Annotated in this window: 2 protein-coding genes; both read left to right on the top strand. The window is 49.2% G+C overall.

Annotated elements, in window-relative coordinates; all coding sequences use genetic code 11:
• Positions 1–61 precede the first annotated feature (61 nt).
• Positions 62–7279, top strand: a complete 7218-nt coding sequence (locus K7B67_RS20435) for a hypothetical protein (protein WP_252177698.1) — start codon at positions 62–64, stop codon at positions 7277–7279.
• 92 nt (positions 7280–7371) lie between these two features.
• The gene (locus tag K7B67_RS20430; protein ID WP_252177697.1) at positions 7372–14676 is read left to right on the top strand and encodes a hypothetical protein; all 7305 of its coding nucleotides are present in this window, start codon (positions 7372–7374) and stop codon (positions 14674–14676) included.
• Positions 14677–14707: the final 31 nt, after the last annotated feature.

Raw genomic sequence — 14707 nt, 5'->3', positions numbered from 1 at the left:
TGAATCACTTTTCCCGGCAATTTTTCCCGGCAGTAAAAGTACTCAGCTCTGAGGTAGTAGCATGTCAAATACTCGCCCCAATGCATTAAGTCTTGCAGTAGCCGTTGCGATCAGTTCTTCCATCTTTAGTACACAGGCACTGGCCAATCGCTGGCTGCTGACGAGATCGGTTGAGGCTCCGGGCTTGCAACTGGTGGATTTTATCAATGGTAAAGTCTTACTTCAGCCAACGTTAGGTGATGACCAGCAACCCATACCCGAAACTTTTACCACCACCTATCCTTACAGGGAAGGCTTTCGCACTCACTTTGAAGGCTTCACAGAAGCGCTTGTTGACGTCGAGGGTGACGTTTCCAGTGTTGACCGGTTTGAAATTGACGACCGTGGCGTTGCCCGGAAATACACCAAAGTCCTGAAGGTGGGCAAGGAAGGGATTTTCAGGTTCACCCATAACCTTGCAGAAAAGAAACTGGTCATTGAAGTCAGAAGCAGCATGACCGACCAGGATTCCATTGCGGCTGTTCGAATTCAATCAGGCAACAGCCAACCCTTGGAACCGTTAACAAAAGTAGCTAACCCCCAACAACTGACCGCGGTGCTCAAAGGCGCCAGTGGCAGAGCAGGAAACTTTGGCGAAGCGGATAGTTACGTCGACCTTGCCACCATCGAAGTAGAAGAAGTTGACGTGGGCGAGCGCACCTTCATGCGCCTTATCCTCGGGGATGATCAGCCTGTTGACTTGCAGCGACTGGGCCAATCGCTCTTTGTCAATGATGAAGTGCTTTTTGCAGCAGCCACCTCGGCCTATACCCAGGTTTATGTGCTGGAGGAAGGTTTACAACAGGAGGCCCTGAATAACCTGCTGTCATACCAGAAACCCGTCGGCTATGTTGTGCACGTTGAAGATAAGACACAGGTTTATCCTGTGCCTGCCGGTTATCCAAAACTGGAAGTGACTGATACTCCACACAGGGAGGTTCTCCTTTATGGTCAAAAGCAGAATCCGACCGATGTCGCTTTTGTGAAAAATCTCTATAGCCTCTGGGAAAAAGATTTCGCTAATAATCCTGCTACGCCAACAACAGAAATACCGATAAAGAAAGATAAAATCAACAGCTACCTATACGTCATTCGAAGCAGGCAAATGGAACTGCTCGAAGAGATGGCAGCAGAGCAAAATACCGGTCTCAACAAAGACAAACTGGTTACGTTTGCACATTATGATTCTATCGAGCGGGCACTGGAAGGCGCTTTTCCATATCTGGCAGATAATGATGAATTTGGACTCACAACGAGGCACATCAGGCTCGCTTCGAAAGCCGCCGAGCCAACGTTAATACATGATCAATTCTTAAAACGTTTCAGCTCCAAACCCGCACTTAAAAACCTTATGAGCCAGCCGAGTTTTCCTCAGTATATTGAGGAAGTGAAAAATGTTCTCAACGCCATCGAGCTGGCGCAGGACAACATTCGTGAAACCGGGAAAAAGCCTGTTTCCGAAGATGTGGGCGACACACCCAGACAGCTGGTTGATGTGGAATACAATCTGGAAAAGCAGAAGGTAAAAGAAAATGAACTCAACCACCTTAGAAACCTGTTGGCAGAGGTGTTAACGGAGAACGCCGCTATCAGTGAACAGGCCAGGGCACTTCAACTCAGGCAAGACGTTGAGGATGAGCTTGAGCAGACTCGTATACTGCTGGCAGGACTGAAATACCAGTGGCGTACACTTCAGCAGGAAGTCAAACGAATTCCGGGACAGCAACAACAAGTTGATGATGCCAGGGCAGATGTCACAAAAGCTTACAAAGCCCTACTGGCCAAAAAGCTTGGTATTGATAATTGGGATGAAACCCTGCCAGTTGAAGAACGGGTCAGCCTCATCGAAAAAAGATTTCATGAAAGCAAACAAGTGCAGCCCGAAAATGAAGCCGTAAAAGTCAATCTGGCAGCCCTTGAAAGCCAGCACGGTATTATCGACGATGAAAAGGATCTGAATGCCCGCTATCAGGCCAATGAGGAGAACGAGCAAAGAATGGCCGTTCTGGAAAGTCAGCTCGGCCTGAAACCGCACAAAAATGATGACCTTGACGCCCGTCACCAGGCCATTGTTAGGATCCTTGATCGCCAGAGAGCTCAGTTCGATGAACAATCTTCTCAGAATCAACAATATAAAGACAAGATAAAGAAACTTGAGCCCAAAATAGAGGAACTTGCTGCTGTCAGGAAGATTGCCAGACAATATCGCTACGCTTATATGGCAGAAAAGCTTGGTATTGATAACTGGAACCTGAAATTGCCATCGGAAGAACAAAGGGAACTCGTAGAAAAAAAAATCGATGAAATCTACAAATGGATGGGGATGGCCGCAACAGGACAACCTGATGAAGAAGCTGCAACTGCAAAACCGGCGGCCATAGGTGGACAGCGCGATGTTGCTTTGCTCAATAAAAACAAGCCCAATAAAAACAAGCTCAATAAAAAAAATCTGGGCCCTGTTCAGTTCGTTCAACATCTGCTGCAAGGAGAAAAGCCTAATGAGGAAGTCCGGAAAAAGCTGACTATCTTTGAAGGCTTTCTCGGTCTGGTTCCGCAGGACCAAGAGGATTTTGAAGCCCGTCACCAGGCTATTCAGCAGCAACTTGAGCAGCAGGCCACTGAGGTCTTTCAACGACCTGTTGACAATCAACAAGAGCTGGAACAACCACTTCGCGATGTCCGGATGGTTCCCGCAACAGAGCAGCCTGATGGAGAAGCGGCAAAATCAAAACCGGCAGTCATTGGTAGCAAACGCCGCTTTACTTCGGTCGAAAAAGACGACCTGGATACCCTTCGGCTTGTTCGAGAGCGACGACGGCTGGAACAAAAGGCAGGGCTGCCCGAGGATGAAGTCGAGAATAAACTGGCTTTCCTTGAAGGTGTGCTTGGCCTGGTTCCGGAACCGGAAGATGATGTTGAAATCCGCCGCGTGGGCATTCTGGACAAGATTCGGCAGCAGTCACAGGAGGCTTATCAACAACAGGTTGACATTCAACAATCGGTGGCAAAACAGAGAGACCGGCTACAGTATTTACAGGAGGAAGTCAATCAAATTCCACTGCTGCAAAAAGTGGCTCAAGAATCAGCAATGAGAAAAGAATACAACACTGAATTTGCAGAAGTACTGGGTATTAGTGACTGGGATGATAGCCAGCCACTGGGAAAACAAGCCAGAAGGATCGTAGAAGCAATTCGTGATATCAAGGAATCGGTTGCCCCGACATCCATTGCCCCGACATCCATTGCCCCAACATCCATTGCCCCGAGATCTATTGCCCCGACACCGGTTGCCACAAGGCCGGTTGCCACAATATCCATGGCCCCGACACCGGTTTCCAAAATAGATGATGCGCTAGCACAATCCAGGAAAGAGTCTTTAAAGAAAGCAATGGAAGCTATTGAAAGTAAGCATGGCATTACTCCAGACAGCGAAAGCGATCTGGGTGCCCGCTATGAGTTTATTCAACAGCACCTGGAACAAAAGGAAAAAGAAGCTGATCAGGTGCGCAGGAATACTCTGGTTATAAGAGAAACTCTGATGAAACTGGCACAGGATAATGATAAAAACCCCGGAGTTCGTCATCAGGCCTTTCAGCAACAGGACATCAGAACAGATGATCAAAAAGAAGCTGAAATAGTAACCCGCTTTAAAGCCTTTGCCAAAGCTTTAGAAATTGAAGATTTTAATAGCGATGAAGGTTTTGAAGCTCAACGAAAATGGCTGATCCAAGAGCTTGAGGCAATGCAAACAAAGCTGGTTCGGCTGACCTCTGAAAATTACGCACATGACGATCGACGCGCTCAGGAGTATCGTTACACCATCGCCAGGAGAACGGCTCTGGCAAAGGCTCTTGGTATTGACCTGACAGACCCCAGACTGGACGACCGCCAAGCCCTGGAGACAACAGTAAATGACAAGCTCTTCAGGCTTGCCGAGCTGGAACAAGAACTGGAAGACATCAGAACACCAGGCCACCCCAAAGCCAAGCCGGAAGTACTTGAGACAATTCGTGCCGTGGGGAGCGTTCTGAAAGGGAGACCCCTCAACGAGGAGCACGATGTGTATCTCCATCGTATGTCCATTTCTCGAGATCTGAGGGAGCGCATCAAAGAAGCCAGACAGAGGTCAGAGAGAGATGCCCTGCTCACACTGAAATACTTAGAAATGCTATTCAAAATCAAAGCCGATGAGGGTGATGACATAGCGGTAAGACTGGCAAGGCTTGATACAAGGATTGATCCCTACATCACAGATAAGCAGTTCGATCAATTGCGCATGATTCTCTGGGATGACGACCTCCCTCTAGCTTTAGAGGGCAAGCTAAATAGCGTTGATACTTCAGATTACGAGCCGGATCCAATGGACATGATCCTCTGGAGGGACATCGGTCAGGTTCGGGATGAGAAGGCGATGGAACCGAAACTCAAATTAATTCGTGAGCGCCTTGTCTTTAAAATCGAAGAATGGGATCAGCGAGCCAGAGAAAAACAGGCAGAATACCTTATAGCCATAGAAGACATACTCAACCTCTACCCTTGGGAAAACCCCGCTGTTATAGAAAAAGGTAAGGCTTTCACCGCTAAACTGGCCAGTGATCTGCAGTTACCGCTTGAACAGGATCAGAGCCTCTATAAGCAGAAGTATGCTCTAAGAGACAAAATTCAGGCATTAAGGGAAGAAGTAAATGAACCCTATGACGATCAAGCGGTTAAAAGAATCAGAAACAATGAAATGGCTCAACAACTCAACATTGAGGACTATCAGGATCATGCCCCGTTAGACGACCAGAAAAGTCTGATTGAGGCAAAACTGCAACAGTTGGATGAAGACGTTTTCAATGCCGGTCAACCTGATGTTAATGAACGTGTCGAAACCATTGAAAATAAACTTGACAGGGAAGTGGGTCGCCTGGGACCTAAACCCCGATACGCTCTTGAACGCGAGGCAGCCAGGGCCAGAAAGGCAATAAAAGTCGCTGAAATTGAGCAGGAAGGTAATTATCGCGAACTGAATAGTCTGCCGGGCAAAGACGACACACACCTGAGCGGTTCTGATGGTACTGACGACAAGACCCGGGCGCTGATTCAGAAACGGCGGGCTCATCTGGAACGCAAGGTTGAAGCCAGGAAAGCAGACATTGAGGAAAGGAAGGAAGTTCTGAGGGCGGCAGAGAAAGCCCTCGAAGATGATGGCGGCCCCTCCCAGTACACGCCGGAACAGGAAAAAATTCTGGAAGATATCGACGCATTCACACAGCATCCTCTCAAAAGACAAACTCTGGAAGCCGCCATGGGTCTGATAAAACCCGGAATGGAGAACGATGAGTTAATATTCTTTACGATTTTCGATGTTGACGATGAATTTGCCTCCATTCACTTGCGAGCAACGGCCGGAGACAAACTGACGTTTACACGGGCCAGCCAGATTGTAGAAGAGTTCAAAGATCTGAAGACGACCTACCCGGAATTATCTTCGGATTCTGCAAAAGGTCGACCCCTGAACGTACTGAAAGAACTCGAGAGTCTGGCGTTCTGGGCCAGATGGCAGATGGGACAAGGAGCAAAACAATACGACAAGAGAATTCTCAAGATGGGCTCAGCGGGCATTGACTACGTCGAGCATAAACCAAAAGACCTGAAAGACTTCTCGGAATACTTCGCTGCCCATTCTGCCAGTGGTAACAAGATCATAACATTGCTGCGTGAAGGCCTGATCAGTAAAGCTGAACTGGCAAACTACATGAAGGCCGTCAAAGGTGTCGACGGTGATCAGGCAGTCGCTGAATTTGAACACTTCCTTGGTTCTAAACACGGTGTCGAGGTGCGCAGGTTCAAGAGAGCAGTCAGGAGACTATCCGACAAAGACACTGAGGCATTCATGCAAAGTGCCTTTGAACCCGTGACCGTAACAGCCACTGGCCCGGCAGGTATGAAAGAGTCGGTTGCCGGCATGAAAGAGTACGCAGCGGCGGTCATCGCTAACTATGTTCTTGACGATATTGCCTTTGACAATGGCCGCAGGACGGCAGCCTTCCTGGGCAATGCTCAGGATACCCTGACACCTTATGCCAATGCTGCTGGCATCTCTGAATCGGAAATGATCATGGCGATCCATGACACATTGATGCAGGCCCATGCCACAGCCGTTGAGCACCAGCTGAATAATTACTGGCTCAAGCCATCAGCCTTCCTGGTACAGGCTGTCACCTGGTACTTCACCAGCTACAAACCTCTGCTGGCGACCCGAACCGCCCCGGCGGCTGCCGAGCAGTCCCTGGTTAATATGTCGTTCCTCTACCTTCTGGATCTGACCAACCGGGGTGATTACCTGCACCGGATGCTCATACCTTTCCAGCACTGGCTGGAACACTACGGTGTTGATCTTGACCGAACCAAACAATATGCCTACCACAGGGGAATTGAACAAATCGCCGAAGTGGGCGGGCTGGCCATGCCACTGGGCAAGGCCGCTTCTTCGGCGATTCTTCTGAAAACCGGTTCCGAGCTGTTTGCCAGACAGTACCAAGCCAACCCTCAGATGTATCGCAGCATTTCCCGCCTGGTGCCTGAAATGGTGAAATCCATGGGTTCCGCCCAAGGTGTTCAAGTACCGCTGTTGCACCGGGTGACACCGCAAACAGTAAAAACGCTGGCCTCTGCCACAGCCGGTCTCGTACTGGGCCCGATTACCACTGTCGGAGCATACGCCCACGGTCTTATATCAGGGTTTACCTATGCTCAAACCTTCGGACTGGCCCTGGCGTCGAGTCTCACTTTCGACTTCTTTATGAACGACAACAAGATGCTGACCCAGTGGTTGGGTGGCCCCCTGGGTCGTAGTCTTGACAGGATTAATCGCTGGCGAGGCCTGGGCGAAACCGACGATGACTATGTGAAACGCACCGCGGTTCTCGGTCCTCAACGCTTCAATGAAACCGATGAAGCCTATGCCAACTGTGTAAAAGCCAGCAACAGAATGTACGGCTGGACACGGCATGAAAATTACCTGCAGTTCCGTGAACGCCGTGATCGCACCATGAAACTGTTTGACAACGGCTGGGAGAAATACTTTAAAGAAAATGTGCCTAAATGGTCGTTCTCCCATGCAGAAAGTATTTCTTACTTCTACACTCTTGGCATTTTCGACAAATGGCAATGGGGCGATAATCAGAAAGCTTGCTGTCACGACGGGAGAAATGCCACTCAACCTGGCTTTCTACCCGCAGACTCAGCAGACTGACTGAACTAAAAACTGCTCCCCCGCCTGCTGTTGAATCACTTTTCCCGGCAATTTTTCTCGGCAATAAAAGTACTCAGCTCTGAGGTAGTAGCATGTCAAATACTCGCCCCAATGCATTAAGTCTTGCAGTGGCCGTTGCGATCAGTTCTTCCATCTTTAGTACACAGGCACTGGCCAATCGCTGGCTGCAGACGAGATCGAACGAGATGCCGGGCAATGAACTGACGGAGTTTATCAATACTAAAGTCTTGGTTCAGCCAACGTTAGGTGATGACCAGCAACCCGTCCCCCAATCCTTTACCACCACCTATGCTTTCAGGACAGGCTATCGCACTCCCTTTGAAGGTTTCACAGACGTTTTTGTTAACGCCCAGGGTGACGTTTCCAGTGTTGACCAGTTTGAAATCGACGAGCGTGGTGTTGCCCGGAAATACACCAAAGTCCTGAAGGTGGGCAAGGAAGGGATTTTCAAGTTCACCCATAACCTTGCAGAAAAGAAACTGGTCATTGAAGTCAGAAGCGGCATGACCGACCAGGATTCCATTGCGGCTGTTCAAACTCAATCAGGCAACAGCCAACCCTTGGAACCGTTAACAAAAGTCGCTAACCCCGAACAACTGACCGCGGTGTTGAAAGGCGCCAGTGGCAGAGCAGGAAACCTTGGCGAAGCGGATCATTACGTCGACCTTGCCACCATCGAAGTAGAAGAAGTTGACGTGGGCGGACGCACCTTCATGCGCCTTATCCTCGGAGCTGATGAGCCTGTTGACTTGCAGCGACTGGGTCAATCGCTCTTTGTCAATGATGAAGTGCTTTTAGCAGCAGCTACCTCGGCCTATACCCAGGTTCATGTGCTGGAGGAAGGTTTACAACAGGAGGCCCTGAATAACCTGCTGTCATACCAGAAACCCGTCGGCTATGTTGTGCACGTTGAAGATGACACACAGGTTTATCCTGTGCCTGCCGGTTATCCAAAGCTGGAAGTGACTGACACTCCACACAGGGAGGTTCTCCTCTATGGTCAAAAGCAGAATCCGACCGATGTCGCTTTTGTGAAAAATCTCTATAACCTCTGGGAAAAAGATTTCGCTAATAATCCTGCTACGCCAATAACAACACAAGTACAGATAAAGATAGATAAAGTCAAAAACTACCTATACGTCGTTCGAAACAGGCAAATGGAACTGCTGGAAGAGATGGCTGCAGAGCAAGATACCGGTCTCAACAAAGACAAACTGGTTACGTTTGTACATTATGATTCTATCGAGCGGGCACTGAGCGAAGCTTTTTTATCTCAGGTAGGTAAAGATGAATTTGAGCTCACAACGGGGCACATCAGGCTCGTTTCGAAAGCCGCCGAGCCAACGTTAATACATGATCAATTCTTAAAACGCTTCAGCTCCAAACCCGCACTTAAAAACCTTCTGAGCCACCCGAATTTTCCTCAGTACATTGGGGAAGTAAAAAATGTTCTCAACGTCGTCGAGCTGGCGCAGGACAACATTCGTGAAACCGGGAAAAAGCCTGTTTCCGAAGATGTGGGCGACACATCCGACGCACCCAACACCCCCGACACACCCAGACAGCTGGTTGATGTGGAATACAATCTGGAAAAGCAGCAGATAAAAGGAAGCGAACTCACCCAGCTTAGAGGCCTGTTGACAGAGGTGCTAACAGAGAAAGTCGCTATCAGTGAACAGAATAAACTCAAAGTACTTCAGCTCAGGCAAGACGTTGAGGATGAGCTTGCACGGACTCGTACACGAGTGGCGGGACTGAAATACCAGTGGCATACACTTGACCAGAAAGTCAAACGAGTTCCGGGACTGGAACAACAAGTTAATGATGCCAGGGCAGATGCCACAAAAGCTTACAAAGCCCTATTGGCCAAGAAGCTTGGTATTGATAAGTGGGATGAAACTCTGCCAGTTGAAGAACAGGTCAGGCTCATCGAAGAAAGATTTTATGAAAACAAACAAGTGCAGCCCGAAAATGAAGTCGCAAAAGCCAATCTGGTAGCCCTTGAAAGCCTGCACGGAATTATCCCGGACGATGAAAAGGATCTGAATGCCCGCTATCAGGCCAATAAGGAGAACGGGCAAAGACTGGCCATTCTGGAAAGTCGACTTGGCCTGAAACCGCACAAAAATGATGACCTTGACGCCCGTCAGCAGGCCATTGTGAGGGCCCTTGATCGCCAGAGAGCTCAGTTCAATGAACAATCTTCTCAGGATCAACAAAATAGAGACCAGATAAAGACACTTGAGTCCAAAATAGGGAAGCTTGAGTACGAAATAGAGATGCTTGAGGATAAGGTCGCCATTGAGGCTGTAGAGCATGGAAAGCAACTTATTCATGTCAGGGGGGTTGGCAGACAATATCGCTACGCTTTTATGGCAGAAAAGCTTGGTATTGATAACTGGAACAACAGATTGTCATCGGAAGTACAAGAGGAACTCATAGAAAAAAAAATCGATGAAATCTACAAATGGATGGAGATGGCCGCAACAGCAAAACCGGCGGCCATAGGTGGACAGCGCGTCAATAAAAACAATCTGCGCCCTGTTCAGTACGTTCAACAGCTGCTGCAAGAAAGAGAAAGGTTGGAAAAGCTATCCAACGAAGAAGTCCGGAAAAAGCTGACTATCTTTGAAGGTTTTCTCGGTCTGGTTCCACAGGACAATGATGATTTTGAAGCCCGTCACCAGGCTATTCAGCAGCAACTTGAGCAGCAGGCCGCTGAGATCGTTCAACGACCTGTTGAGAATCAACAAGAGCTGGAACAACCACTTCGCGATGTCCGGACGGTTCCCGCAACAGAGCAGCCTGATGGGGAAGCGGCAAAATCAGAACCGGCAGGCATTGGTAGCAAGCGCCGCTTTGCTTTGGTCGAAAAAGGCGACCTGGATACCCTTCGGCTCGTTCGAGAGCGACGACGGCTGGAACAAAAGGCAGGGCTGCCCGAGGATGATGAAGTCGAGAATAAACTGGCTCTCCTTGAAGGTAAGCTTGGTCTGATTCCGGAACCGGGAGATGATTTTGAAACCCGCCGCTGTGGCATTTTGGATAAGATTCGGCAGCACTCAAAGGAGGCTTATCAACAACAGGCTAAAAGTCAACAAGAGCTGGCAAAACAGAGAGACCTGTTACAGTCTTTACAGGAGGACGTCAATCGAATTCCAGTGCTGCAAAAAGTGGCTCAACAAGCAGCAGCAATGAGAAAAGAATACAACACTGAATTTGCAGCAGTACTGGGTATTAGTGACTGGGATAATACCCAGCCACTGGAAAAACAAGCCAGAATGATCGTAGAAGCAATTCGTGATATCAAGAAATCGGTTGCCCCGACATCCATTGCCCCGACATCCATTGCCCCGACATCCATTTCCCCGACACCGGTTGCCACAAGGCCGGTTGCCACAATATCCGTTGCCACAACACCGGTTGACGAAACAGATGCCACAACAGCACAACTTAGGAAAGAGTCTTTCAAGAAAGCACTGGAAGCCTTTGAAAGTGAGCAGGGTATTACTCCAGACAATGAAAGCGATCTGGATGCTCGCTATCGGTTCATTGAACAGCACCTGCGACAAAAGGCAATAGAAGCCGTTCAGTTGCACAAGAAGACTATGACTATGATGGGAGGTCTGATCAATCTGGCATCGGATAATGACCAAAACCCGGAAGTGAGTGGTCAGTCTGTTCAGCGACAGGGCACCCAAACAGATGATCAAAAAGAAGCTGAACTCAAAACGCACCTTAAAACCCTTGCCACCGCTTTAAAAATTAAGGGTTTTAATAACTATGAAAGTTTAGAAACTCAACAAAAACGCCTGACTAAAATAACTGAAAGTCTTGAGGCACTGGAAACTCGGCAGCAGCATGACGCACTGCACACTGCACTTCGGGATCAACTCGATCTGGAGTTTTTTTACACCTTGGTCAGGAAAGAGACTCTGGCAAAGATTCTTGGTATTGACCCGAATGAAGACATCACCCTGGAAGACCGCCAGTTCCTGGAGTCAACCGTACAAGACAAGCTCTTCAGGCTTGCCGAGCTGGAACAAGAACTGGAAGACATCAGAACACCAGGCCACCCCAAAGCCATGCCGGAAGTACTTAAGACACTTCGTGCCGTGGGGAGCGTTCTGAAAGGGAGACCCCTCAACGAGGAGGACGATGTGTATCTCCAACGTATATTAATTTCTGAAGGCCTGCGGGCGCACATCAAAGAAGCCAGACAGCAGTCAGAGCAAGATGCCCTGATGACACTGCATTACTTAGAATTAGTATTCAACATCAGAGCCGATGAGGGTGATGACACAGCAGTAAGACTGGCAAGGCTTGATACAAGGATTGATCCCTACATCACAGATAACCAGTTCGATCAATTGCGCATGATTCTCTGGGATGACGACCTCCCTTTAGCTTTAAAGGGCAAGCTAAATAGCGTTGATACTGCAGATTACGAGCCGGATCCAATGGACATGATCCTCTGGAGGGACACCGGTCAGGTTCGGGATAAGGAGGAGATGGAACCGAAACTCACATTAATTCGTGAGCGCCTGGTCTTTAAAATCGAACAATGGGACCAGCGAGCCAGAGAAAAACAGGCAGAATACCTTTTAGCCATAGAAGACATACTCAACCTCTACCCTTGGGAAAACCCCGCTGCTATAGAAAAAGGTAAGGCTTTCACCGCTAAACTGGCCAGTGATCTGCAGTTACCGCTTGAACAGGATCAGAGCCTCTATAAGCAGAAGTATGCTCTAAGAGACAAAATTCAGGCATTAAGGGAAGAAGTAAATGAACCCTATGACGATCAAGCGATTAAAAGAATCAGAAACAATGAAATGGCTCAACAACTCAACATTGAGGACTATCAGGATCATGCCCCTTTAGACGACCAGAAAAGTCTGATTGAGGCAAAACTGCAACAGTTGGATGAAGACGTTTTCAATGCCGGTCAACCCGATGTTAATGAACGTGTCGAAACCATTGAAAATAAACTTGACAGGGAAGTGGGTCGCCTGGGACCTAAACCCCGATACGCTCTTGAACGCGAGGCAGCCAGGGCCAGGCAGGAAATAAAAAGAGTTGAAATTAAGCTGGAAGGTACTCATCGCGAACTGGGTAGTCTGCCAGACAAACAAGACGACACACAACTGGGCGATTCTGATGGTGCTGACGACAAGACCGGGGCGCTGACTCAGAAACGAGCCCGTCTGGAACGCCAGATTGAAGCCAAAAAAGCAGAGATTGAGGAAAGGAAGGAAGTCCTGAGGGTGTCAGAGAAAGCCCTCGAAGATGATGGCGGCCCCTCCCAGTACACGCCGGAACAGGAAAAAATTCTGGAAGATATCGACGCATTCACCCAGCACCCTCTCAAAAGACAGGCTCTGGAAGCCGCCATTGGCATGAAACTAGCCGCATTGGAGAGCGGTAAGGTAGTGCCCCTCTTTACGAATTTCGATTTTGACCATGAATTTGCTCCCATTCACTTGCGGGCAATAGTCGGAGACAAACTGACGTTTACACAGGCCAGCCGGATTGTAGAAGAGTTCAAAGATCTGAAGACGACCTACCCGGAATTCTCTTCCGATCCGGTAACAGGCCGACCCCGGAACGCAATGAAAGAACTGGAGGGTCTGGCGTTCGGGGCCAGATGGGAGATGGGACAAGGAGCAAAACAATACGACAAGAGAATCCTCAAGATGGGCGAAGCGGGCATTCACTACGTCGAGCATGAACCAAAGGATCTGAAAGACTTCTCGGAATACTTCGCTGCCCATTCTGCCAGTGGTAACAAGATCATAACATTGCTGCGTGAAGGCCTGATCAGTAAAGCTGAACTGGCAAACTACATGGAGGCCGTCAAAGGTGTCGACGGTGATCAGGCAGTCGCTGAATTTGAACACTTCCTTGGTTCTAAACACGGTGTCGAGGTGCGCAGGTTCAAGAGAGCAGTCAGGAGACTATCCGACAAAGACACTGAGGCATTCATGCAAAGTGCCTTTGAACCCGTGACCGTAACAGCCACTGGCCCGGCAGGTATGAAAGAGTCGGTTGCCGGCATGAAAGAGTACGCAGCGGCGGTCATCGCTAACTATGTTCTTGACGATATTGCCTTTGACAATGGCCGCAGGACGGCAGCCTTCCTGACCAATGCTCAGGATACCCTGACACCTTATGCCAATGCTGCTGGCATCTCTGAATCAGAAATGATCATGGCGATCCATGACACATTGATGCAGGCCCATGCCACAGCCGTTGAGCACCAGCTGAATAATTACTGGCTCAAGCCATCAGCCTTCCTGGTACAGGCTGTCACCTGGTACTTCACCAGCTACAAACCTCTGCTGGCGACCCGAACCGCCCTGGCGGCTGCCGAGCAGTCCCTGATTAATATGTCGTTCCTCTACCTTCTGGATCTGACCAACCGGGGTGATTACCTGCACCGGATGCTCATACCTTTCCAGCACTGGCTGGAACACTACGGTGTTGATCTTGACCGAACCAAACAATATGCCTACCACAGGGGAATTGAACAAATCGCCGAAGTGGGCGGGCTGGCCATGCCACTGGGCAAGGCCGCTTCTTCGGCGATTCTTCTGAAAACCGGTTCCGAGCTGTTTGCCAGACAGTACCAAGCCAACCCTCAGATGTATCGCAGCATTTCCCGCCTGGTGCCTGAAATGGTGAAATCCATGGGTTCCGCCCAAGGTGTTCAAGTACCGCTGTTGCACCGGGTGACACCGCAAACAGTAAAAACGCTGGCCTCTGCCACAGCCGGTCTCGTACTGGGCCCGATTACCACTGTCGGAGCATACGCCCACGGTCTTATATCCGGGTTGACCTACCCGCAAACTCTGGGATTTGCCCTGGCATCAAGTCTCACTTTCGATTTCTTTATGAACGACAACAAGATGCTTACCCAGTGGCTTGGCGGCCCTCTGGGCCGCAGTCTTGACAGGATAGACCGCTGGTGGGACGAGGGTGAAACGAACGATGACTATGTGAAACGCACCGCGGTTCTCGGTCCTCAACGCTTCAATGAAACCGATGAAGCCTACGCCAGCTGTGTAAAAGCCAGCAACAGAATGTACGGCTGGACACGGCATGAAAATTACCTGCAGTTCCGTGAACGCCGTGATCGCACCATGAAACTGTTTGACAACGGCTGGGAGAAATACTTTAAAGAAAATGTGCCTAAATGGTCATTCTCCCACCCAGACAGTGTTCCTTACTCCTACACTCTGGGTGTCTTCTTCGGCACCTCCTCCACCGAAAGAAAGACCGCAGCGCCTGAGGAGATTCCACCAGCCGTAGAAGCATCACTGCCCGAGGTTAAGAGCTTCAATCCTGATAAAAATGAGGATACCCACGACGAATTTTGATACTGGTTTCTTGTCACGGCAAGTATTCATT

It is taken from the genome of Endozoicomonas sp. 4G (genome assembly GCF_023822025.1).
Taxonomy (GTDB): Bacteria; Pseudomonadota; Gammaproteobacteria; order Pseudomonadales; family Endozoicomonadaceae; genus Endozoicomonas_A.
This window is presented reverse-complemented; position numbering and strand designations above follow the sequence as displayed.

Coding starts and splice junctions, on each gene's coding strand:
- K7B67_RS20435 (WP_252177698.1), top strand. CDS start 62: ATGTCAAATACTCGCCCCAATGCATTAAGTCTTGCAGTAGCCGTTGCG.
- K7B67_RS20430 (WP_252177697.1), top strand. CDS start 7,372: ATGTCAAATACTCGCCCCAATGCATTAAGTCTTGCAGTGGCCGTTGCG.